We start from the raw sequence: 22,153 nt of genomic DNA, 5'->3' as shown, positions 1-22,153 counted from the left end.
AGTGCAGGCCTGCGTGCGGACAGGCCGACCAACACCGCAACGACTGGAGCAGAGCGATGAGGGGCATCAGGGTCGCCGTGATCGGCGGCGGCCAGAACTGCGAGCACGACGTCTCGGTGGCGTCGGCCGCCTCGGTGCGCAAGGCGCTCGACCCGGCCAAGTACGAGGCCGTCTCACTGACGATCGGCCGTGACGGCCGGTGGCACGGGCAGAGCGGCCAGGTGCTCGACACGATGACGTCCGGCAGCCTTGCCGCCGCGCTCGACGTGCTGGCGTCGTGTGACGTGGTGTTGCCGCTGGTCCACGGCCCGCTGGGCGAGGACGGCACGCTGGCCGGCCTGTGCGAGCTGGCGGGGGTGCCGTACGTCGGGTCACCGCTGCGGGCCGGTGCGCTCGCGATGGACAAGTGGGCCACCAAGCTGGTCGCGGAGGCCGTCGGGGTGCGCACGGCGCAGGGCAGGCTGGTGACCGACGCGTCCACTGTGGACTTCACAGGGCCGGTCGTGGTGAAGCCGGTGGCGGCGGGGTCGAGCTTCGGCGTGCAGCTGGTGGAACGCGAGGAAGACCTCGAACCCGCTGTGCGCCAGGCGTTGGAGCTGGACGACCGGGTGCTGGTGGAGGAGGTGCTGCACGGCCGGGAGATCGACATCGCGGTGCTCGACGACCCCGACGAGGGGCGCAGGACCGGGCCGCCGCTGGAGATCCAGGTCGCGGGGCTGTTCGACACGACGGTGAAGTACGACGGCAGTGCGCAGTTCGTCATCCCGGCGCCGTTGGCCGACACCGAGCTCAAGGCGCTGGAGGACTCGGCGCTGAAGGTGTACGAGGCGTTGGGGTGTCGCGGGCTCGCGCGGGTCGACTTCTTCCTGACGGAGCACGGACTGGTGCTCAACGAGGTCAACACCATGCCGGGCATGACGGCGGAGTCCCAGGTGCCCAAGATGTTCGCGGCAGCGGGTCTGTCCTATGCGGACCTGCTGGACAAGCTCGTGCGGGGAGCGATGAGGTGAAGCGGATCGCCGGGCTGGACGTGTTGCGCGGCATCGCGATCCTGCTGGTGATGCTGCGGCACGCGTTCCCGGACGTGTTTCCGGGTGCGGGTGTCGTCGGCGTCGTCGTGTTCTTCACCCTCAGCGGCTACCTGATCACCGGTGTGCTCCAGCGGGAGCTCGCCACCAAGGGCAAGGTCGACTTCAAGAAGTTCTACCTGCGGCGGGCGCGCAGGCTGTTGCCGGCGTTGATAGCGCTAACAGTGATCTTCGCGATCGTCACGCTGGTGTTCGACCCGCTGGGGGAGCGGGACAAGCTGGTCCGCACGGTGGCGGTGCTGCTGACGTTCACGGGCAACCTGCCGATCAGCGGGGTGAGCCCGGCGGCGTTCCACGGCTGGACGCTCGCGACAGAGGAGCAGTTCTACCTGCTGTGGCCTGCGTTGCTGGCGTTCGCGTGGACGAGGAACAAGGTCGGCGCCGCGCTGGCCGTGACGGCGCTGGCGGCACTCGCGGCCTGCACGGCGACTCTCGTCTGGCTGTGGCCGAACGCGGACAACGCCTACGCGCTGCCGACGTCGTGGTTCGTGTGTTTCGTGATCGGCGCTGCTGTGCGGCTCAAGGGCAAGGACGTTCCGCGCTGGGCGGTGCCGGTCGCTTTGGTCGGGCTCGCCGTCCTCTCGGTGATCCCGCTCCGCGGTCATGCGCTGACCTACCTCGTGGCGGGTCCGGCGATCGCGGGCTGCACGGCCGTTCTGCTGCTGACCTGGTCGAAGTGGGAGACGGTGTCCACGCCGCTGCGGCCGTTGGTGGCGCTCGGCGTGGTGTCGTACGGCGCCTACCTGTGGAACTACCCGCTGACGTTGTGGCTTCGGCCGGAGCTGGGCGCCGCCGCCGGACCGATCGCGGCGGTGCTCACGATCGTGGCGGCGGCGCTGAGCTGGCGTTACGTGGAGGAACCCGTTATGCGGCGAGGTAGCCGTTCACGAGATTCCGCCAGTTCTTCTTGAGCTTCCAGCCGGTGGGCGTGGTCGGGTCCAGGTGGTAGATGCCGTGCGTGCACTCGTTGGTGCCGTTGAGGCGGTAGGTCCACCACGCCCACCCGATGGCGTTGGTCTTGAAGGCGTCCAGCACCGTGTTGGCCTTCCCCAAGGCCACGTCGTCGGTGTCGCAGCCTTCGATGCCGACCTGGTTGATCCACATCGGCACGTTGTAGTCGCGGCGGAAGTCGGTGATCCGCTGGATCCGGTTGAGCGGGTACTCGAAGATGAAGTAGTTGCAGGTGTAGATGATCTTCGGGTCGATCGAGGTGTAGGACTCCTCCAGCTTGCTGCAGCTGTAGTTGTCGTTGGGACCCACCACGACCGGCGTGCGTCGGTCGATCTCGCGGATCGCGAGAGTCATCTCCTCGTAGAACTTCCGCACCGCCTCGTCGGTCTGGTTGATCGGCTTGGGTTCGGGAAGGATCTCGAACGCGCCCATGTAGGGCGTGTTCTTGAACTTCCGGACGAGGAACTGCCAGACCTCCTTGAACTCCTGCCTCTTCTCGGGCTTGGTCCAGAAGTTCTCACGACTCCCGTTCGCGCCCTGGCCGTAGTCCGAGTCGACGAACAGCGTGATCCACAGGCCGGCGGCGCTCGCCTGCTCGATGGTCTTGGTGAGCAGCGTCAGGTGTTCGTCCTTGATGTGGCTGGCGTTGTCCGGGTCGTCGTCGTAACTGTCGACGTTGTCCTTCCACTCACCCCACCAGCGCAACGGGATCCGCACCGAGTTGGCGCCCGCAGCCACGTGGTCGCCCGGGTCCTTCGGCTGAACTGTGCCCCAGTGCCCCCAGTTGTACCCCCGCAGCACGATCGGGTTTCCCGCCGGATCCACGACGTTCGCGCCCGACACGGAGAGACGTGCCGGTGCGGCCGCCGTTGCCGGGACGCTGCCGGTGAGCAGCGCCGCGGTGATCGACAGACCTAAGACCACCCGTCTCAGTTTCATGCTCTACCCCTCTCAAGGAAACGTTCGGGGCGGTACGTTGCCGGACCGGGAAACGGGCGCGGTTCGGGAAATGTTCGAAGAACGTCAAGATCGAGGGCTAACCTCGAACGGGTGCTGGACATCGGTGAAGTGGCCGAGCGGACGGGCCTGGCGCCGTCGGCTCTGCGGTTCTACGAGAAGAAGGGCCTGCTCGAATCGAGCGGCCGCAACGGTCTGCGCCGCACCTACGAGCCCGAGGTGCTGCACCGGCTGGAGCTGATCAACTGCGCGCGCCGGGCCGGGTTCTCCATCGCGGAGATCAGCCGGTTCCTGGTGGCCACGCCCGACGACACCGTTCTGCGGGCCAAGATGGCCGAGAAGGCCAAGGTCCTGGACGAGGACATCGCGCGGCTGCAACGGATGCGCGACAGCCTGGAACACGCTGCGACCTGCACGCATGAGCCGTTGGTCGAGTGCCCTGACTTCAAGCGGACGCTCGCGCCGTAGACGGAGGGCGATTCTTCACCGTTTCATTCTTCAGGCCTCTGACCTCGACCGTTAAGAACGTCCGCTCGCTGGACAGAGCGCATGAAGACGCTCGCGGTCGAGCGGAGGGGCGAACTGGGAAGAACAACGGCCTCGGCCCCTACAAGCCGCAGAACCTGTTCCCGCGGGACTGGATCAGCGGCGACGCGAACCACCGCGTGCCCGTCCAGGTCCTGCTGGGCGTGCTGGGGCAGGAGTCGAACCTGTGGCAGGCCAAGCGGCACGTGATGCCGGGCCAGACCGGAAACCCGTTGGTCGGCAACTACTACGGCGTCGACTACTACAACGACACCGGAGCCGACGACTGGAACATCAACTGGGCTGATCCGTGCCGTGGCACGGCTCGACGTGCCATGGCTGCGGGCGGCTACGGTCGTGCTGGCAGGAGCGTTGGTCGTGATCGCGTTGTCGTTCCACGATGACGCCAGCGCCGTGGTGCAGGTCAACCAAGTCGTGGTGGGAGCGGTGATCGCGCTGACTTCACTGGCGGTGGTGATCGCCGGCGGCGAGTGGCTCGGCTGATCAGATCCAGCCGAGGTCGGCTGCGGCCACCGCGGGCTCGCCACCGGCCTCGGTGAAGGCGGTGAGGGCGTCGACGAGCCCGCGTCGTTCGTGCTCGGGCATCTTCGCGACGATCCGGCCGATCGCCGTCCGCCGGCGTCGTGTCACGCCTCGCACGACGCGGCGACCTTCAGCGGTGAGTTCCACCACGACCTCGCGGCGCGCTGCCGGGTTGGTCTGCCGCGCCACCATCTCGGTGGCCACGAGACGGTCGACCATGCGCGTCGCGGTCGAGGGGTTGACGTCCAGCAGTTCGGCGAGCGCGGTGAGCTTCATCGCGCCTCTGCTGTCCAGGATGACGAGCATCCGGAACTGCGGCAGCGTGATCGTCTCCTCTACCGCGGCGAGTGACCGCGCGGAGACGGCGACCAGCAGACGCGACGCGGTGAGCACCGCGTCGGTGAGCGTGTCGACGTCGCTCGCGTCGACCTTGGGCCGGGACATGCCACAGTTCTACCGCAGTTGCCCCGGGTTGATCACCCCGCAGTTCGGGATACCTGCTGCGTGATGCCGCATTCGGTCGCAATGACCGTTTCGAGTGCGTCGAGCGCCGACTCCACCCAGGTGTTCACGTGGATCGCGGACGCACCTGGAGGGCCGATCAGCTGGACGGTCACCGCGCTGCGATCGTCGGCGAGGCGGAGCACCTGGAGCGTGCCCGAGCAAGCTGTGGTGGACTCGCTGCCCCACTTGACGCGGAGCCGGTCCCAGTCGATCCAGACTCGGCGCTCCAAGCCGAACTCGGCGTGGCGGCCCGGCAACCACACGCGGATGCGATTGGGGCTGGACAGCTCTATCTCAACGGAACCGGGCAGCCAGGTGGTCATGTTCTCGAGATCGGAGACGATGTCGAAGACGGCCTCCGCGTCGGCGGGCATGGAGCGGCTTCGGGTCAAGACGGCGGTCCTCTCGGCGGATTTGTCCCATCCTGTCCACATTCGCGCGGCGATGAACCTGACGAGTGGCTAACGATCGCTCGACGAAGGCAGTGGAGTCGTCGCGGTCGGTGTGGCGGGTGTGGTGCTGCTCGCGGGTGTCGGATGACGGCGTTGCGTCACGACGGGAGTCGGGGCCTCGCCGTTCGTGGTCGGTGGGCCCAGCGGCTCTGGTTCATCCTGTGTGGACACCCCGCACGCGGTGAGGGACAAGCACAACGCTGTGATGAGGACAGCTTTCACGTGACGGCCTCTGGAATCTCCACCACGAACCGGGCTCCGCCACCAGGGCGGTCCTCCACCCAGACCCGGCCGTGGTGGCGGCGCACGTGCTCGGCGACGAGCGCCAGGCCGAGACCGCTGCCGGTGTCTGCGCCGCGACTGCCCGCCCTGGTGCCGCGGGTGAAGCGTTCGAACACCTGAGCACGCATGTCAGGTGGGACACCTGGTCCCGCGTCGTCGACCTCCAGCCTGACGTTCCCGTTGTGGTGCAGCACTCCGAGCCGGATGGCTCCTCCGGCATGGCGTTCGGCGTTCTCGATCAGGTTGGCGATCACCCGGTCGAGCCTGCGCCGGTCACCGAGCACAACGGGCGGTGGTGATCCGATGACGATCTCCACGTCCTCGCCGAGCCGGAGCCCTGCCGCACCGCGCACGAGGCCGCCGACGTCGAGTGGTTCGAGTTCCTCCAGATCGCCGTCCTGGTCGGACCGGCTGATCTCCATCAGGTCGATCACCATGCGCGCGAACCTGTCCACTTCGGACGTGAGCAGACCGAGTGCCTTGCCGGCGGTGCCGGGTAGTTCGGCTTGCCGGCGGCGCAGTACGGCGGCGGCGTTCACCATGGTCGTCAGCGGGGAACGCAGCTCATGGCTGACATCGCCCGCGAATCGCGCGTCACGCAGCACGCGCTGCTCCAGGGCGTCGGCGGTGGAGTTGAAAGTGCGCGCGAGCGGCGCGAGGTCGGGATCGGCCTGGTCGGGCAACCGCGCCTTGAGGTCACCACCCGCGATGCGGGATGCCGCAGTGGTGAGCGCGGTCAACGGCCGCAACGCACGCCTGCTGGCCCACGCCCCGAGGGCTGTGCCGATCAGGCCGCTCAGCACCGCTCCGGCGATCAGCAGGCCGCTCAGGAACCGGAACGTGCGATCGAGCTGGACCAGCTGGAACAGCTCGACGTAGACGCCCCGCCCGTCGGCGAGGGCTTGGGCCACGGCGATCACCGGGATGCCGTCGGCACGCAGGCGCTGCCTGGCCGGGTGGCCGTCACGGGCCATCGCGAGCAGGTCGGCCGGCACGACGCCGGGGTCGACCTGACGGCCGCTGGTCACCACCTCGTCCGCGCGGAACAGCATGATCGTGGAGTCCGGATTCGTGGTCAGACCGGTCAGCAGTTCTGTCAGTCCGTCCGAATCCGTGCGCACGGCCTCCTCCACCAGCCGGAGGTTGACCTCGGCCTGTCGTGTCGTTGCCTGCACGCGTTGCCGCAGCATGTAGTCCGATGCGAGATTCCACGTGCCGAGTGCGATCAGGCTGGTGACGAGCAGCGAGCCGATGCCGAGTGCGGCGGCGACGCGCCAGCGCAACGAGGTGCGGCTCAACGACACTCTCACCGCGGTGGCCCGATCTTGTAGCCGGAGCCGCGCACGGTCAGCACGAACACCGGGTTGTCGGCGTTGTGCTCGATCTTGGTGCGGAGCCTGCGGATGTGCACGTCGAGCAGACGGGTGTCACCGTAGTAGTCATAACCCCAGACCCGTTGCAGCAGCTGTTCCCTGGTCACGATCCGCCCTCCCGACGCGGCCAGCTCGGCGAGCAGCCGGAACTCGGTGCGGGTCAGCCGGATCTCCTCACCGCCGCGCTGGACGACGCCCTCGTCCGGCCAGATCTCCAGGTCCTCGATGCGATGCGAGATGTTCTGCTTCGCACCCCCGCGGCGCCGCAACAGGGCTCTGATGCGGGCGGCGAGCTCACTGGCGACCAACGGTTTGGTCACGTAGTCATCGGCACCTGCCTCCAGACCCGCGATGACGTCGGGGGTGTCGGTTCGCGCCGTCACGATGATGATCGGCAGGTCTCCCTGGGCTCGCAGCGTCCTGCAGACCTGCAGACCGTCCACACCGGGCAGCATGAGATCGAGGAGGACGACGTCGTAGGTGTCGTTCTCCAATCGCCGCAACGCATCCTCGCCGGACACCGCCTCGTCCACGGCGAAGCCCTCGTCCGCGAGAGCGAGACCGAGCGCCTGACGGATCCGCTCGTCGTCATCCACGAGCAGCACGGAGAAATCCATGTCCCGCTTTTCCTCGTTGGTTTCAAGTGCTGCTTCTATCACGTTGTCATAGTCGCTGCATTCGATGCGAACCGCGCGCCATCGGAAGGAGTTCGTAAGGTTGCACAGTGCATGTTTCAGGCATCCTGTCGCGGCGGGTGTACGCCCGTCGCGGGCGCGTGCCCGCGCCAGCGTTTCCGGGGAAGGCCGGTGTCGGTGGTCGCACTGCGCGGCCGGCACCTGCCGCACCCACAACGAAAGGCCCGCACCAGTCGTGACAGGCATGCCGACCACGCACGAAGGCAGCACGGGAACCATCCTCGTGTGCGACGGCTGCGGACGGTCACGCCGGACCAGCAGCACCGGCCCGATCGCCTGGGATCTTCTGTGGCTGCAAGCGAACCTCGCGGGCTGGACCGGTTCGGATCGGGCGCTCGGTCCGCACTACTGCACGGTCTGCGCGGGTAACGAGTAGATAACATGTGCATAGTGCAATAATCGCGATCGCCTGAATCGTCCGTATCCCTTCGTGTCAGAGCACACGTTCGCCGTTGTTCGCGAAGGGAGATCCGGTGCTCACACGTCTCACACAGGTGATGACGGCGGTCGCGGTTCTTTGCTCGCTCGCCATGCCCTCCGCGTTCGCGCAGCCGGACTTCGGCCCGGACTACACGCCGACCCAGTTCGGCCCGATGGGACCCGCGGGCCGGGACATGCTCGTGAAGGTGCGGCTCGCCGGGCTGTGGGAGGGACCGGCGGGGCGACTCGGTCTGGAGAAGTCGTCGAACCCGAAGGTTCGGGAAGCCGGACGGCATCTGATCGCCGGACACGACGAGCTGGACGCCAAAGTCCTCGAACTGGGCCGCACGTTGAACGTCCCGCTGCCCACCGAAGCCAGCGCCGACCAGCGCGGCTGGATCGCCGAGATGACCAACGCCCCGGCCGGAAGCGTCGAGTTCGACCGCATCTTCGCCAACCGGCTGCGCGCTGCACACGGCGGCGTCTACAAATTCCTCGCGGTCGTGCGCACCGGTACGCGCAACACCTTGATCCGTGATTTCGCCAAGCGCTGCATGGAGGTCGTGCTCGACCACATCCAGGTGCTCGAGGCCACCGGAATGGTCGACTTCAACGACACCGAGGCGATCCCACTGGCCGCGATCGCGGCACCAGCGGCCAAACCCACCGCCGTCACCACCGTGCCGCAGTTCGCTCCGAACGTGCCCAGGACGCAGAACGTCGCGCAGGAGAACGAAAGCGGCGGCACCGACGCCCTGCTCGGACTCGTGGTGGTCGCAGCCGTCATCGGTGGGATCTACCTGTGGACGGTCGGCCGTCCGACACGTTCTCGGTCGTCACGACAATGAGATCACTTCGAAAGGACCTCGCAAGGTTGCACAGTGCGGGTTTCCTGCACACTGTCGACGCGGACACGCAACCGGTCGGGGCGAGTGTCCGCACCAAACCACTCCGGGGATACCGGGTGCCGGCCGGCGGATCGGCGGCCGGCACCCGCCTGGCGCGGTTGCGGGCCAGACCGCTCCTGTGACCGCGGCGTGAATGCGCCGACAGCGGTCATGACGAGGAGCTGGGATTGGGCTCGCACACCGTGCTCATCGGCTACAGCACCCGCGGCCGAGCTCTGCTCGCGGCGCTCTGCGGGGACGGGCGTGCGACGGACTTCACGGTCATCGACGCGGATCCTGAGCGGGTGGAGCAGGCAGTGCTCGACGGAGTGAACGTCGTGGCGGGCTCTGGCTGGAGCCTGCGCGTCCTCTGGGCTGCGGCGGCACACGTCGCGGACCACGTGGTCGTCGCGGTGACCGACGACGCCATGGCACTTCGCATCACCTCTGTGGTGCGTTCCCTGAACGAGACCGCAGTCGTCATCACAGTCGTGCGCCGAACGGAGCTGCGCGATCTCATCGAGTTCCTCGGGGCCGATCACGTGCTCACGGCGGACCAGGCCGACGAGTGGACGCTCACCGCGGCAGGCTCGGCGTTCGAGCACGTCGAGGTGCCCGACCTGGCATGGGTGGTGGCGGAACGGGCGGTGAGAAGCGACGAGATCGGGTGTGCCCCGCTGACGTGCGGGCACCAGGTGCTGGCCGTGGTGCGGGACGGCCGGCGCGTCTGGGCGGAGGATCCCGCGGTGGCTGCGCTGCGTGGCGACGACAGGTTGCTGGTGTTGAGCAGCGTGCCGGTCGGCGACTGAGTTCTGTCGATCTGGTTCACCGATGTCGGTGGCGACATGGCTGTACAGTGCTCTCAGGTGTGCCGGGAAGCCTGGTCGGCGTCTTCAACGACGCCTACGTGCAGGAGCTTCCATGGACACCGCGGTAGCGGGCACGGCAATCGGCCCGATGGTCATCGTCGCAGCCGACCAGTACGACGCCCATCCGGTCGTTCAAGACGACTTGGCAGCGCGCGTTCTGCCCCTCCCCGGACGTCTGGCCGCAGCGGCGGCACGCTGGCGCCCGGTGCGCAACGCACTCATCGCGGCGACGGAGAAGAAGATCCCCGGGCTGTGGGCCGGCATGCTGTGCCGCAAGCGGTACGTCGACGACCGTCTCGCGGTCACAGATGCGGAGGCAGTGGTCGTCCTCGGCGCCGGTTTCGACACACGCGGCTGCCGGCTCCGCGACAAGCAGCTGTTCGAGGTCGACCTGCCGTCCAACATCGAGAGCAAACGTGCCCGGTTGCGCGCGATCTTCGGCGAGGTGCCACCGAACCTCCGCCTCGTTCCGGTCGACTTCGAAAGCCGGCGCATCGATGACGTGCTCGCCGAACACGGCTACCACGCCGAACTGCGGACGTTCTTCGTCTGGGAGGCGGTCACCCAGTACCTGACCGAAGAGGCGGTGCGTGCGACGTTCGGCTTCCTCGCCCAGGCGCCTGCGGGTAGTGAGCTGGTGTTCACGTTCGTGCGCAAGGACTTCCTCGACGGCACCGCGCTGTTCGGTGGCGAGGAAGCCTACCGCGAGTTCGTGGTGAAGCGCCGTGTGTGGAAGTTCGGACTGCTTCCCGAGGAGGTGGCCGGGTTCGTCGCGCCGTACGGGTGGGTCGAGTTCGAACAGCTGGGGCCGGGGGAGTTCACCGAGCGCTACCTCGCACCGTCGGGTCGCTCGCTACCGGTCTCGGAGCTCGAACGCACCGTGCGGTGCGTCAAGGTCGTTGACCGATGACCCCGGTGATCCACGCGCGTGGTCTGACCAAGCGCTACCCGAACGTCACGGCGGTGGACGACCTGTCCCTCCGCATCACCGCGGGCGAGATCTACGCGCTGCTCGGCCTCAACGGCGCGGGCAAGACCACGACGATCCGCATGCTGCTCGGCATGGTGCGTCCCAGCAGTGGCACCGTCGAGGTGCTGGGCACGCAGGTGCGACCCGGCGCCCACGCCCCGTGGTCGCGGGTCGGCTACCTGGTGGAAACGCCCGCCGCATACCCGGAGCTCACCGTGAGGGAGAACCTCGCGGTCGCCGCCCGTCTGCGTGGCCTGACAGGTGGGCATCACGTGGACGAGGTCATCGAGCGGTTGCTGTTGACCGCGTACGCGGGCCGGCGGGCGGGGACGTTGTCGCTGGGCAACGCACAACGGCTCGGACTGGCCAAAGCGTTGCTGCACAAGCCGGAGCTGCTTATCCTCGACGAGCCCGCGAACGGCCTGGATCCGGCCGGTGTGGCCGAGATCCGCGACCTGCTGCACGAGCTGAGCCGCGAGCACGGCGTGAGCGTGGTGCTGTCGAGCCACATCCTCAGCGAGGTCGCGCGGCTGGCGACGCGCATCGGCGTCATCCACGGCGGGCAGCTCGTCCGCGAACTCGACGCCGGCGACCTCGCCACCCACCTGCGCCCGCGCCTGAGCGTGTCGGCCCGTGACCAGGCGGCGGCCGAACGCGCGTTGTCCCGAGCAGGTTTCAGTCCAATCAGGACGGAGACGCACGACATCGCCCTGCGCGATGACCGTGCGATCGCGGAACCCGACGCGGTCGCGACCGTGCTGGTCGCCGCGGGTTGTCCGCCGACCCGGCTCGTCGTCGAGCAGGACGACCTCGAGACGTTCTTCCTGCGGGTGGTGGAGTCATGATCAACGCGGTGGCGACCGAGATGCTCAAGGCCCGTCGATCCCGCGTGCCGTGGGTGACCGCGCTCGCGTTCACCGTGGCCGCGGCAGTGGGTGGCCTGTTCATGTTCATCCTGCAGGACCAGGAGCGTGCGCGATCGCTCGGGCTGATCGGGACCAAGGCCTCGCTGGTCGGTCGCGACGCCGACTGGCCCACGTACCTGGCGTTCCTGGCCCAGATCACCGCCGTCGGCGGCATGCTCATCTTCGGCCTGGTCTCGGTGTGGTTGTTCGGGCGCGAGTTCAGCCAGAACACCGTGAAGGACCTGCTGGCGTTGCCCACCGCGCGAACCACGATCGTGCTGGCGAAGTTCGTCGTGGCGGGCGCGTGGTGCCTGGCTCTGACGGTGCAGCTCGTCGTGCTCGGACTGGTGATCGGCACGGCGCTCTCGCTACCAGGGTGGTCTGCGGGGCTGGTGGCATCGGGAATGGCGACGGTCGCGGCGACTGCGGCGATGACCGTCCTGCTCACCACGCCGATCGCCTTCGCGGCCAGCGCCGGGCGCGGCTTCCTGCCCGGCGTCGGGGTGCTGATGGCCGCGATCTTCTGCGCGCAGGTCGTTGCCGCGCTCGGTTATGGGCAGTACTTCCCGTGGTCGGTGCCGGCGTTGTTGAGCGGCCTGGCGGGACCGGACCAGACGGTGCCCGGTCCGCTCGGCGTGCTGCTGGTGGTTCTCGTCGGCGCGGCAGGGGTGGCGGCGACCGCACTGTGGTGGCGCCACGCCGATCAGGACCGCTGATCTTGATGGAGTTCGCGGAGTCAGCCGAAGCGGTCGATCCGCCACCGCCGCGCGAGGTGGTCAGCCTCGTCCATTGTGGATCCTCTCCAGCTCGTGCACGGCGGCGCCGACGCCGTCCTCGGCTCGTATCTGCTCGCTGACCTCTCCTGCGCGCTGTCGCAGCGCCGGGTCACCTACGGCCTGGGTGATCGCTTCGGTCAGCGTGTCGACGGCGAGCTTTTTGTACGGAACGGGTTCTGGTGCGACACCAACCGCATGCATCCGCTGAGCCCAGTGCGGTTGGTCCGCGACGAACGGGCACACGACCTGCGGCACACCCGCGGCGAGCGCCGCTGCGGTCGTGCCTCCGCCACCGTGGTGCACGACAGCGCGCACCTGGCCGAACAGCCAGTCGTGCGGCACCTGGTCGACCACCAGGAGATCGTCCGACGAGCGCGCAGCGAGTCCGCCCCACCCGGTCGCGACGATCGCGCGCACTCCGGCTGCCCGCGCTGCCTCAGCGACGATGTCACCGGTGCGCTGCGCGTCTCGTCCCGCCATGCTGCCGAACCCGATGTGGACAGGTGCCGGCCCAGCGTCCAGAAAAGCCTGCAAGGCCGGGTCCGGCGACCAGCTCGCTTCACGCGGCAGGTACCAGAAACCGGTGGTGTGCACCGAATCCGGCCACGCGGGATCAACCGGCGTGACCAGGGAACTGAACGCCTGCAGAACGACGGCCCGACGTGGGCCCTGACCGAGTGGCAGGCCGAGGTCGTTGGTGCGCCACGCGTTGACGATGCCGGAGTAGGCGCGCATGGTCGCGGACACCGTCAGGTAGGTGGCCCGGTTGAGGAACCGGGGCAGCCGGGGCAGCGGCACCATCGGGCACGGGAACTCCGACGTCGGCACCCAGCCGGGTTGCAGCGCGGCGAGGACCGCGGGCACGCCGAGCATCTCCGCCGCGTGCTGTGCGGGGACGCTCGGCGTGTGCACCACGACATCCGCGCCGCTGGTGCGCGCGACCGCGCCGACATCGCGCAGCACGTCGGCCATCAACGGCTTGATGCGCCTGATGGTCGACAGGGCGGTGATCTTGCCGCGGACGCCGCGATACCCGCCCTCGATCACGTCCGCCAGCAGTGGATCTTCGAACAACCTGTTGGGGCCGTTGTCCAGTGGCGCGAACTCGACGTCCTGCGTCAGGACACTGGCGGCGAACGATTCCGGAGCGGCCAGCAGCACCTCGTGACCTGCCTTCTTGAGTGCCACCGCCAACGCCAGCAACGGCTGCACGTCTCCGCGTGTGCCGTGCGCGACCAGCAACGCCTTCACGACCTTGTCCTCTCATGGATGTCGGTGAACGCCGTCAGCCAGCGATCGTCGGCGAACAGGCCATGGGTCAACATCTCCAGGCCGGCACGGGCTCCGCGCACCGCGGTCGCGGTCTCGGCAGGGTCACCGCCCAGCAAGCGACCCACCTGGCTGCCAAGCACTAGTGGCGCCAGCAACCACGACACGTAGGTGACCGCTCGCGCCCTGGCGTCCGCTGTAGCGCGCACCCAGCCTTCCTCTTCGCCGATCGCGAGCCACGCCTCGGTGCGCTCGACGATCTCGGCGAACAGGGCACTGGCCGCGGGCGTGTCATCGAGCAACGCCCTCGCCAGGTAACGCCGGACCGGTGTCGCCGCCTGCAAGATCTCGCCCAAGGCCTCGGTGGCGGCCTCGCCGCCGCTGCGGATCGAGTCGAGGACGTAGTCGTCGCAAGCCTGCCGGAGTCCTTCCTTGGAACCGAAGTGGTGCACGACGAGCGCCGGCGAGACCCCGGCATCCGCGGCCACGGCGCGGACCGAGGTTCCGGCGATGCCGTCGGTGCCGAACCGGGCGAGTGCCGCGTCGCGGATGCGAGCCCTCGCCGTGAGATCAGTTGCTGAACGCATGTTCAAAGTATTGAACAGACGTTCAGCTCTGTCGAGGCCTGCCGGTTTGCTTTGAGAGGGCCTTTACGGCATCTTTGCGCGCGGAGCGCCGGGAAGTCTGGTCGGCAACGCTCATCACGGATCTCGTGGTGGGCCGGGCCGACGTGGACGGGGTTCGTTGATGGCGCTGGTTCTTGCATTCGGTGTGGTCCTGCTGATCAGCGTCTCGCTGTCGGGTCTCGCCGCCCGCACGATCCTGTCGACGGCGTTGATGTTCCTGGTAGCCGGTGCCCTGATCGGCCAAGGCGGTCTCGGGCTCGTCGACATCCCGTCCAACAGCGCGTTCGTGACCGTTCTGGCAGATCTCGCGCTGTTCACCGTTCTCTTCACCGACGGCCAGCGAGCCGGTCTGCCGGACCTGAAGCAGGGCTGGCGGCTGTCCGGACGGGCGTTGGGCCTGGCAATGCCGCTGACCATGGTCGGCATCGCCGTGCCGACGCACTTTCTGACGGGCCTCGACTGGACCACCTCGTTTCTGATCGGCGCGATCCTCTCGCCGACAGATCCCGTCTTCGCCTCCGCCATCGTGGGCCGCACCGACGTTCCCGCGCGGCTGCGGCGGCTGCTCAACGTCGAGTCCGGGCTCAACGACGGTCTCGCGTTGCCGTTCGTGCTGATCTTCCTGGCCACGGCGGCGAACAGGGACACCGACTTCGCCACGATCGGGATCGAACTGGCAGCAGGGCTTGCGCTGGGCATCGTCATCCCTGCTGTCGTGGTGCTGGCATGGCGGTTGCGCGTCTTCACCGCGGAACCGCGTCTGCAGGCGCTGGGACCGCTGGCGATCGCGGTGATGCTGTACGCGGCCTGCCACCTCACGCACGCCAACCCCTACCTCGCCGCGTTCGCCGCGGGATCGACGATCGCGACTCTCGATCGCGTTGCGGCGGAACACTTCGAGCACTTCGGTGACCTGTTGTCCGAGATCACGAAGTTCGCCGCGCTGCTCGTCTTCGGCGCCCTGATCACGCCGGAGCGCATCTCACACCTGAGCGTGGGGGACTGGGCTGTCGCGATCATCGCGATCCTGCTCGTGCGCCCTGCGGCGATGATGCTGTCGCTGTTGCGCACTCCGTTGCCCGCACGCGAGCGCTCGGTCGCCGCGTGGTTCGGGCCGAAGGGATTCGCGTCGGTCGTCTACGGGCTTCTGGTGCTGCAAGCCGGTATACCGACCGGTGAGCACGTGTTCGACCTCGTGGCGATCACGATCGCGTTGTCGATCGTGCTGCACTCCTCGACCGATGTTCCCGTGGCGAAGGCGTTGAGCATCGAACCACCGGACGGACTGCCCACGGGGCAGCCTGAGCGGAACCAGCCGTGATGGATTCGCTGAACCTGACGCTGGTCTGGGCGGCGCTCGTGATGCTGTCCTTCTGCGCCATCCCGCGCCGCTACTGGTACGTCCAGCTGCCTGCGGTCCTGGGGTGGGCGCTGGTGTGGTTCGACGGCGAGTTCGCCGGCCACTGGACGGACTCGCTCGGACTGGCGGTGACCGGCGTCAGCTTGCTCTGGCTGTGGTTCGTCAAGCCACCTGAGGACACCGAGCAGCGAGATCGCCATGAGCCTTGACGAGGCCGCAGAATCGGTGCTCCGCGACCGCTGGTCGCGCAGTCAGCGGCACATCACGATGTTCTCCGTTGTCTTCCCGGCGCTGCAGTTGGCGCTGTGCACGGTGATCGTCGTAGTGGCCGGCGACGGAGGCATCTGGCCGGCTGCGATTCCGCTGGTACCCGTTGTGATCTCAGCAGTGGCGTTGCGGCAGTGGCTGCGGCGCCAGGCCCCTCTTGATCCTCGGATGTGGCTGCCCGCGGGGTTCCTCGTGGTGGGGGTGCAGCTGCTGTCCGTCGCGATTCCTGCCTACGACATCGCCACGAGCAGCGCCCCTGACGGGCTGACCGGACCGGCCGTCCTGTTCTTGCTCTGCTGGTTGGTCGCGGTCGCGACTTGTCTGTCGGCTCACCGAGCCGGCCGGGTTCTTCTGACTCCTCTTGTGGCCGAGCTGGGATCGGCCGACCTGCGGCTGACGGTCGCCGTGCGCGCCGCGGCCACCGGACCCGAACTCGTGTCGGCACAGATCGTCGTCGAGCGTGACCGTGTCGAGTGGACGGTGAGCCTGCACGTGGGCCGCAGTGGTGGTCCCCGGACCGACGTGTCGGTGTCGTTCCGGGAACTTCTGCAGGTCATGCCGGTGACTCTGCCCGTCGTTCCCGAACTGAGGCCGTGGATCGTCCTGTCCGGAGGGATCACGTTGTACGCGCAGGCCGGACCGGCGATCCTGCTGACGTCCACCCACGACCAGTGGCTGATCCCCGTTCACGACGCGGATCTCGTCGCCGACCTCATCCGCCGTCGCCAAGCCTTGTGGCTACAGGAAAACCTCTAGCGCTGCCGTGACCGACCTGTGCGGGCGGTCAGCCGCGTTCGTCGGCGCCGATGACGTCGCCCTGGTGCACGTCCGGGATGCCGTCGTTGTCCGCATCGCGGGTCTCTTCTTCGTAGATCCGGCGGTACACCCTGTTGCGCACCCGCAGAATCACCGTCGCGATCAGCGCGGACAGCACGGAGCCCAGCAACACGGCCACCTTGGCGTTGCCGTAGTCCGCACTGCCCTCGCCGAACGACAGCTCGCTGACCAGAAGTGAGACGGTGAACCCGATGCCGGCGAGGATCGACAGACCGACCACGTCGATCCACGACAGGTCGTCGTCCAGATCAGCCTTGGTGAACCGCGCGACGAGGTACGTGGCCGCGGTGATGCCGATCGGCTTGCCCAGCAACAGACCGAGCACGATGCCGAGAGTCACGCTGTCCGTGAGCGACATGACGAACCCGCTCAGACCTCCGATCGAGACTCCGGCGGCGAAGAAGGCGAAGATCGGCACAGCGACACCCGTGGACAGAGGCTGCCACCGGTGCTGGAAACACTCGGCCAGACCGGGGCCCTCGCCGGACTTGCGGATCACCGGCACGGCGAACCCGAGCAACACGCCCGCCACGGTCGCGTGCACCCCGGAGGCGTGCATCAACGCCCACGTCGCCACCGCAAGGGGAATGAGCAACCACCACGACCGGACTCGTCGCTGCACGAGCACTGTGAACAACGCCAGCGGAACGAACATCAGCAGCAACGGCGGCAACGACAAGTCGTCGGTGTAGAACAGGGCGATGATCACGATGGCGATCAGGTCGTCCACGACGGCGAGGGTCAGCAGGAACGTCCGCAGCGCTGAGGGGAGACACCTGCCGATCACCGCGAGCACCGCGAGCGCGAAGGCGATGTCGGTGGCGGTGGGGATGGCCCAGCCGGCGAGCGCGGGGCCGCCGCCGAGGTTGACCGCGGTGTAGATCAGGGCCGGCACGAGGACTCCGCCGAACGCCGCCGCGATCGGGACGGCGGCACGACGAGGATCGCGGAGGTCACCGGCGACGAACTCGCGTTTGAGCTCCAAGCCCGCAACGAAGAAGAAGATCACCAGAAGGCCGTCCGACGCCCACTCGGCGAGACTGAGCCTCAGGTGCAGCGACTCGGGGCCGACCTCCACAGTGCGCAGGGTCTCGTAGATCGACGCCCACGGTGAGTTCGCCCAGACCAGGCCCACCACCGCCGCGACCAGCATGATGACGCCGCCGACGGTTTCCAGGCGGAGCAGGTCGGCGATGCGCTTGGCCTCGGGCCAGGACGCGCGGCTGAACAGCCGGGTCTTCACGGGTTCCACAGGTCACTCCGGGTGTCGTCGGCCGCATCGCCGACCAGACTTCCCGGCACACCATGCCGCTCGTCACGGCAACAGCCCGACCGTACCCCACGATCAGGCACCCGGCGCCGTTGATGTGATCTTGGCCGGAGCGCGGATCAGTCCGATGGCTCGTCTTTTTCGCGGGTTCGCCAGGTCTGGACGACGATGGCCACCGGGCTGAACGCGGTCACGGCCGCGCCGAGTGCGATCAGCACGATCGACGACAGCGACACACCCGTGATGACCAGCACCAGCCCGACCACGTAGATCAGCAGCAGACCGATCAGTCTCAGCACGCCCGGCCGCAACCTGTGATGGGGTGGCGGCGTCTTGACGAGTTTGGCGGCGAACTTGGGATCGTCCTCGGCGAGACGTTGCTCGATGGCGTCCAGCTCGCGCTGCTCGTCCTCTGGCAATCCCATTGTCACGCACCTCCCGAACTCGCCACCGACTGTCCGCGTCCTGTCAGCGACCCGCCAGTTCCGGGCGCAGTGCGGTCACCGGCTTGGCGGCGTCCGCGGCGTCCGAGACGGCTTCGGCGGCTGCTTCGCTCGCCTGGGCGACGTCTTTCTCGGCCTGCGCGGCAGCAGCCTCGACGGCGTTGTCGGTCTGGGCTGCGGCCGATCGCGGCAGCGCCTCGGAGAACGCCTTCGAGACGTCGTGCAGCGCGGTCGTGACCTCACTCGGAATCACCCAGAACGTGTTGCCGGGTCCCTGTGCGAGCTGGGGCAGCATCTGCAGGTATTGGTAGGCGAGGAGTTTCGGGTCGGGATCGTTGCGGTGCACGGCCTGGAACACCTGGTCGATCGCGCGGGACTGGCCCTCCGCCTCGAGGATGGTGGCGGCCCGGTGTCCTTCGGCACGCAGCACAGCTGCCTGCTTGTCGCCCTCGGCCGTGAGGATCTGCGACTGCCGCTGTCCTTCGGCGGTCAGGATCGCGGCCCGCTTGTCGCGCTCGGCCCGCATCTGCTTCTCCATCGCCTCCTTGATGCTCTGCGGCGGGTCGATGGCCTTGATCTCCACGCGGTTGACCCGCAGGCCCCACTTGCCCGTCGCGTCGTCGAGGACCCCGCGCAACTGGTTGTTGATCGTGTCCCGCGAGGTGAGGGTCTTCTCGAGATCCATGGATCCCACGACGTTGCGCAGGGTGGTGACGGTGAGCTGTTCGACCGCCTGCAGGAAGCTGGCGATCTCGTAAGCGGCGGAACGAGGATCGGTGACCTGGAAGTACAGCACCGTGTCGATCTGCACCACCAGGTTGTCCTCGGTGATCACCGGCTGCGGCTGGAACGAGACCACCTGCTCGCGCAGGTCGATCGCTGGATAGACGCGGTCGATGTAGGGGATGACGAAGTTGAGACCGGGCGTGAGGGTGCGCTGGTACCTGCCGAGGCGTTCGACGTTGCGCGCGCGGGCTTGCGGCACGATGCGCACGGCGCGCAGGACGGTGAACGCCGCGAAGATCGCGAGCACGAGTCCGGCGACGAGCAGTGTGGACATGGCTCACTCCCGTGGGTAGACGACGGCGGTGCTGCCGTCGATGTGCAGGACGTCGACCGTGCTTCCGGCGGGGATGACGAGGGACCCGTCGTACGGGCGAGCAGTCCAGTCCTCGCCGCGGATGCGCACCATTCCCTCGTGGTCGTTCACCTCGTGCAGCACGTAGGCCGAAGCGCCGATCAACGCGTCGACGCCGAACCGTTCGAGCCGTGGTTGCAGCATCAATCGCCGCGCCCAGGGCCGGACGAGCACCACACCCGCGGCGGACACGACGCTGAACACCACGAGCTGTCCGGGAAGCGGAAGGCCGATCGCCGCCGTCCCCGCCGTGATGATCGCTGCGGCGCCGAGGATGCCCAGTGCGGCGGTGAGCGTGAAGATCTCGGCGATGGCCAGCACCAGACCGACGATCAGCCAGATGAGCCAAAGTTCCATGGTGCGACCCTCCCTGGGGTGGAGGTACGCCTCGAACGCATGACGTCTCCCCTCCATGGTCGATCCGATTCAGCCCGGTGGACAGGCGTGCGCCCGGCCAGTTGGACCGCGGTTGTCTGCCGGTGCCCGGCAATCACGGTGCGAGTCCGGGCTGGGGCCGGCCGAGCAGACGCGCTCCGAGCACGGCCACCTGGAGTGTGAACGCCTGGGCGGGATCGTCGGCGCGGTAGCCGGTCAGCTCGCGGACCCGGTTGAGGCGGTAGGTGACTGTGCGCACGCCGATGCCGAGGGTCTGCGCGGTGGCGGTCGTGACTCGTCCGGAAGCGAAGTAGGCCTCCAGCGTGTCGACCAGGTGCTCGGCTCCTCCGCGTGCCGCTCGCAGCGGCTCGAGCACGGCTGTGACGAGTTCGCCGAGTGCCGCGCTGTCACGTAGAAGTACTTGGTAGACAAGGAGATCTGCGGCCTTGACGAACCTGTCGGTCAGCGCGAGGCGTTCGGCGATGTCGAGGGCGTTGCGGGCCTGTTCGAAGGAACGGACCGCGCCGCCGGGACCGGAGTGCGGCTGGCCGAGACCAACCCGCCACCCGGAGTTCCGTCCCGCGACCTCGCTGACCTGACGGGCGAACTCCTCGGGTGCGCCCATGAGGTCGTGCGGCACCACGCACACCAGGAGGCCGTCGCGCGCGGCGACGAGCACGTGGCGGGAGCTGAACCGCAGACTCATCGCGGCCTGGACGCTCGACGTCGCCGTGCTCGATTCGAGGAACGGCCGGGAGGCGGACGCCGCCGCGACGACGTTCGTGCCGGCGAGCTGCAGCCCGTACCGCTCGGCGCGTTCCGCCAGCTGGCCGACATCGCGTCCGGTGAGCAGGTCGTCGAGGAACTCGCGACGCAGCGACTCATCCCTGCGCACGGTCCAGCGCTGGGTTTCCTCATACCCCTTGGTCAGCTCACCGACCGCGTCCTCGGCCGCCCGGAACACCGCTTCGCCGGTTCGTTTCAGTGCGTCGGTGTTCGCGGCGGCGTCCACGCCGGGCAAGGTCGCCCATGATCGCCACATCTCGGCGAGATGTCCCTTGATCAGCTCACGGAGCGGGACACCGCGTTCCGCCGCGTCGGCACCGATGTTGTGCAGATCGTGGCGTTCTTTGGCCGACAGGGCCCGTCCCGCGAGACTGATCTCGCGGAGCGCCTGGACGAACGCCGGCACGTCCGCGGGGAGGTCGTTCGGGGCCTGCTTGGCAGATCGCCTGCGTGGCAACGCAGTCACACTCCTTTGTGGACGTCGGTCCTCACGCGGCGATCTGTTCGGAGACCTGCTGTGCGAGGGCGGGCAGTTCCTCCCTTTCCTGCTCGGTGACGTACCGCCTGACCATGAGGTGCTGGACCTGCTTGCGGACAACCCTCTGCGCCTCGTCGATGCACGCCAGGAGATCCGCGGAGACGAGCTGGGGGCTCTTCCGGCGGATTCCTTCGGTCAACTCGATGTCGGTGGGTACCCCGTCCGCGTTCACCGTGACGGAGACGGAGCCGTCGTCAGTGGACGAAGTCGCTCTCGTTGTGCCGAGCAATCGCAGCATCTCGTGGTAACGCGCACGTTCGTGTTCGATCGCGGTCTCGACGCGCTGTTCCCACCAAGCCTTCCTCCGGTCGAGCACCGCGCACACCGCAGCCGCATCACGTGTCGGAACTGTCCATCGGCCTGACGAAGTGTGCAACACCAAAGCGAGCGTCGCGTCCGTCATCGTGACGGTGACGTCGTGGAGGTTGCGGAAGGACACACCGACATCGAGTCGGCCACCCGCCGTGTGGCACGTCCAGTCGACTCGATCCGTGCCGATGACGATGCGGGACGACGAACTGCGGAACACCAGCTGGAGCGGAGTGGAGCCGAGGTCGGCCACCGGCGACGCGAGCAACGAACTGCACGCCCGCCGAGCGAGCGACCACGCCGAACCCGCGCTCAGAACTCCGAGCGCGAGCAAGGCCTTCAGCAGCACCGCGGTTCCGGTCGCCGACCGCAGGGCAACGCCGAATCCCGGCACCACACCGAGCACCAGCTGGCTGCTGGTCATCAGCACAGTCGCGGGGAACCACGAAGCGGGATCGGTGAGACCGTCGCGACGTAGCCACGCCACGAGCGCGACGGCTGACAGACTGGCGGCGACGACGGGAATCACCGACCACCTCACCGCGGCTACGTCCTGGCCGGGCAGCAGCGCGAACGTCAGGCAGATCAACCCGAGCAGTGCGGGCAGACCCACCATCGAGACCAGTACCAGCGCTCTCGCGCGATGCCAACGCGCAGCCAGCGCGACAGCCACGTGTGGACTGTCGACCATCGGAATCATGCGGGGAACGACAACCACGGCACACCTCACCCCTAGTG

27 protein-coding genes are annotated in these 22,153 nt (G+C 68.0%); 14 read left to right on the top strand and 13 right to left on the bottom strand.

What is annotated here, in order from left to right:
• The first annotated feature begins 56 nt into the window (after window positions 1-56).
• Complete coding sequence (locus tag LFM09_RS10165) at window positions 57-1,010, top strand: D-alanine--D-alanine ligase family protein (RefSeq protein WP_414096084.1); 954 nt, start codon at window positions 57-59, stop codon at window positions 1,008-1,010.
• A complete protein-coding gene (locus tag LFM09_RS10160) occupies window positions 1,007-1,999 on the top strand; it encodes an acyltransferase family protein (RefSeq protein WP_414096083.1) in 993 nt (330 codons plus the stop codon). The genes LFM09_RS10165 and LFM09_RS10160 overlap by 4 nt, the downstream gene beginning before the upstream one ends.
• Here the strand turns inward: LFM09_RS10160 and LFM09_RS10155 are convergent.
• A complete protein-coding gene (locus LFM09_RS10155) occupies window positions 1,953-2,978 on the bottom strand; it encodes a glycoside hydrolase family 5 protein (protein ID WP_414096082.1) in 1,026 nt (341 codons plus the stop codon). The two genes, LFM09_RS10160 and LFM09_RS10155, sit on opposite strands and share 47 nt — an antisense overlap.
• A gap of 111 nt (window positions 2,979-3,089) precedes the next feature.
• Here LFM09_RS10155 and LFM09_RS10150 point away from each other — a divergent pair, with 111 nt between their 5' ends.
• The 3 genes from LFM09_RS10150 (at window position 3,090) to LFM09_RS10140 (ending at window position 4,025) form a co-directional block, all read left to right on the top strand.
• Window positions 3,090-3,464, top strand: coding sequence for a MerR family transcriptional regulator (locus LFM09_RS10150; RefSeq protein WP_414096081.1), 375 nt, complete (start codon window positions 3,090-3,092; stop codon window positions 3,462-3,464).
• Between the two features lie 197 nt (window positions 3,465-3,661).
• Window positions 3,662-3,925 (top strand): hypothetical protein, encoded by a 264-nt coding sequence (locus LFM09_RS10145; protein WP_414096080.1) that lies wholly within the window; start codon window positions 3,662-3,664, stop codon window positions 3,923-3,925.
• Window positions 3,900-4,025: a hypothetical protein gene (locus LFM09_RS10140; RefSeq protein WP_414096079.1), complete on the top strand. Its 126-nt coding sequence runs from the start codon at window positions 3,900-3,902 to the stop codon at window positions 4,023-4,025. Before LFM09_RS10145 ends, LFM09_RS10140 begins: the two co-directional genes overlap by 26 nt.
• Here the strand turns inward: LFM09_RS10140 and LFM09_RS10135 are convergent, their stop codons facing one another.
• The 4 genes from LFM09_RS10135 to LFM09_RS10120 form a co-directional block, all read right to left on the bottom strand.
• Window positions 4,026-4,508, bottom strand: coding sequence for a MarR family winged helix-turn-helix transcriptional regulator (locus tag LFM09_RS10135; RefSeq protein WP_414096078.1), 483 nt, complete (start codon window positions 4,506-4,508; stop codon window positions 4,026-4,028).
• 32 nt (window positions 4,509-4,540) lie between these two features.
• On the bottom strand, window positions 4,541-5,002 hold the full coding sequence (locus tag LFM09_RS10130; RefSeq protein WP_414096077.1) for an SRPBCC family protein: 462 nt from the start codon (window positions 5,000-5,002) through the stop codon (window positions 4,541-4,543).
• Between the two features lie 236 nt (window positions 5,003-5,238).
• On the bottom strand, window positions 5,239-6,612 hold the full coding sequence (locus LFM09_RS10125; RefSeq protein ID WP_414096076.1) for a sensor histidine kinase: 1,374 nt from the start codon (window positions 6,610-6,612) through the stop codon (window positions 5,239-5,241).
• Window positions 6,609-7,292, bottom strand: a complete 684-nt coding sequence (locus LFM09_RS10120; RefSeq protein ID WP_414096075.1) for a response regulator — start codon at window positions 7,290-7,292, stop codon at window positions 6,609-6,611. Before LFM09_RS10120 ends, LFM09_RS10125 begins: the two co-directional genes overlap by 4 nt.
• Before the next feature lie 262 nt (window positions 7,293-7,554).
• Here LFM09_RS10120 and LFM09_RS10115 point away from each other — a divergent pair, with 262 nt between their 5' ends.
• From LFM09_RS10115 to LFM09_RS10090, 6 genes are all read left to right on the top strand, one after another.
• Window positions 7,555-7,746: a hypothetical protein gene (locus LFM09_RS10115; protein ID WP_414096074.1), complete on the top strand. Its 192-nt coding sequence runs from the start codon at window positions 7,555-7,557 to the stop codon at window positions 7,744-7,746.
• A 97-nt stretch (window positions 7,747-7,843) separates the two neighbouring features.
• Complete coding sequence (locus LFM09_RS10110; RefSeq protein ID WP_414096073.1) at window positions 7,844-8,638, top strand: DUF4142 domain-containing protein; 795 nt, start codon at window positions 7,844-7,846, stop codon at window positions 8,636-8,638.
• A 227-nt stretch (window positions 8,639-8,865) separates the two neighbouring features.
• Window positions 8,866-9,486 (top strand): NAD-binding protein, encoded by a 621-nt coding sequence (locus LFM09_RS10105; RefSeq protein ID WP_414096072.1) that lies wholly within the window; start codon window positions 8,866-8,868, stop codon window positions 9,484-9,486.
• 112 nt (window positions 9,487-9,598) lie between these two features.
• On the top strand, window positions 9,599-10,456 hold the full coding sequence (locus LFM09_RS10100) for an SAM-dependent methyltransferase (protein ID WP_414096071.1): 858 nt from the start codon (window positions 9,599-9,601) through the stop codon (window positions 10,454-10,456).
• On the top strand, window positions 10,453-11,361 hold the full coding sequence (locus LFM09_RS10095) for an ABC transporter ATP-binding protein (RefSeq protein ID WP_414096070.1): 909 nt from the start codon (window positions 10,453-10,455) through the stop codon (window positions 11,359-11,361). The genes LFM09_RS10100 and LFM09_RS10095 overlap by 4 nt, the downstream gene beginning before the upstream one ends.
• Entirely contained in the window at window positions 11,358-12,137 is a 780-nt protein-coding gene (locus tag LFM09_RS10090) for an ABC transporter permease (protein ID WP_414096069.1), read from the top strand. The genes LFM09_RS10095 and LFM09_RS10090 overlap by 4 nt, the downstream gene beginning before the upstream one ends.
• Window positions 12,138-12,197: 60 nt before the next feature.
• On the opposite strand, the gene LFM09_RS10085 is transcribed toward LFM09_RS10090, so the two are convergent.
• Together LFM09_RS10085 and LFM09_RS10080 are read right to left on the bottom strand one after the other, a co-directional pair.
• Window positions 12,198-13,448: a glycosyltransferase gene (locus LFM09_RS10085; protein WP_414096068.1), complete on the bottom strand. Its 1,251-nt coding sequence runs from the start codon at window positions 13,446-13,448 to the stop codon at window positions 12,198-12,200.
• A complete protein-coding gene (locus LFM09_RS10080; RefSeq protein WP_414096067.1) occupies window positions 13,445-14,053 on the bottom strand; it encodes a TetR/AcrR family transcriptional regulator in 609 nt (202 codons plus the stop codon). The genes LFM09_RS10085 and LFM09_RS10080 overlap by 4 nt, the downstream gene beginning before the upstream one ends.
• 160 nt (window positions 14,054-14,213) lie before the next feature.
• Between LFM09_RS10080 and LFM09_RS10075 the strand changes: the two genes are divergently transcribed.
• The 3 genes from LFM09_RS10075 to LFM09_RS10065 are packed head-to-tail and all read left to right on the top strand — an operon-like array spanning window position 14,214 to window position 16,475.
• Complete coding sequence (locus LFM09_RS10075; RefSeq protein ID WP_414096066.1) at window positions 14,214-15,413, top strand: cation:proton antiporter; 1,200 nt, start codon at window positions 14,214-14,216, stop codon at window positions 15,411-15,413.
• Window positions 15,413-15,661: a hypothetical protein gene (locus LFM09_RS10070; protein WP_414096064.1), complete on the top strand. Its 249-nt coding sequence runs from the start codon at window positions 15,413-15,415 to the stop codon at window positions 15,659-15,661. The genes LFM09_RS10075 and LFM09_RS10070 overlap by 1 nt, the downstream gene beginning before the upstream one ends.
• Window positions 15,651-16,475, top strand: a complete 825-nt coding sequence (locus LFM09_RS10065) for a hypothetical protein (RefSeq protein WP_414096063.1) — start codon at window positions 15,651-15,653, stop codon at window positions 16,473-16,475. The genes LFM09_RS10070 and LFM09_RS10065 overlap by 11 nt, the downstream gene beginning before the upstream one ends.
• A 28-nt stretch (window positions 16,476-16,503) precedes the next feature.
• Here the strand turns inward: LFM09_RS10065 and nhaA are convergent, their stop codons facing one another.
• The 6 genes from nhaA to LFM09_RS10035 all read right to left on the bottom strand — a co-directional run bounded on the left by nhaA (window position 16,504) and on the right by LFM09_RS10035 (window position 22,088).
• Window positions 16,504-17,808, bottom strand: a complete 1,305-nt coding sequence (nhaA, locus tag LFM09_RS10060; RefSeq protein ID WP_414096062.1) for a Na+/H+ antiporter NhaA — start codon at window positions 17,806-17,808, stop codon at window positions 16,504-16,506.
• Window positions 17,809-17,945: 137 nt separating this feature from the next.
• Window positions 17,946-18,251 carry a DUF3040 domain-containing protein gene (locus LFM09_RS10055; RefSeq protein ID WP_414096061.1) on the bottom strand — a complete coding sequence of 102 codons (306 nt, stop codon included), beginning with the start codon at window positions 18,249-18,251 and terminating at the stop codon, window positions 17,946-17,948.
• Window positions 18,252-18,294: 43 nt separating this feature from the next.
• Entirely contained in the window at window positions 18,295-19,329 is a 1,035-nt protein-coding gene (locus LFM09_RS10050; protein WP_414096060.1) for an SPFH domain-containing protein, read from the bottom strand.
• A 3-nt stretch (window positions 19,330-19,332) separates the two neighbouring features.
• Window positions 19,333-19,764, bottom strand: coding sequence for an NfeD family protein (locus LFM09_RS10045; RefSeq protein WP_414096059.1), 432 nt, complete (start codon window positions 19,762-19,764; stop codon window positions 19,333-19,335).
• Window positions 19,765-19,897: 133 nt separating this feature from the next.
• Window positions 19,898-21,025 carry a PucR family transcriptional regulator gene (locus LFM09_RS10040; protein WP_414096058.1) on the bottom strand — a complete coding sequence of 376 codons (1,128 nt, stop codon included), beginning with the start codon at window positions 21,023-21,025 and terminating at the stop codon, window positions 19,898-19,900.
• Window positions 21,026-21,056: 31 nt separating this feature from the next.
• Window positions 21,057-22,088 carry a YbaB/EbfC family nucleoid-associated protein gene (locus LFM09_RS10035; protein WP_414096057.1) on the bottom strand — a complete coding sequence of 344 codons (1,032 nt, stop codon included), beginning with the start codon at window positions 22,086-22,088 and terminating at the stop codon, window positions 21,057-21,059.
• Window positions 22,089-22,153 lie beyond the last annotated feature (65 nt).

It is taken from the genome of Lentzea alba, assembly GCF_047445655.1.
In the GTDB taxonomy this organism is placed as follows: domain Bacteria; phylum Actinomycetota; class Actinomycetes; order Mycobacteriales; family Pseudonocardiaceae; genus Lentzea; species Lentzea alba_A.
Note: the sequence above shows the minus strand (reverse complement) of the source record. Positions and strands in the feature narration are given on the sequence as shown.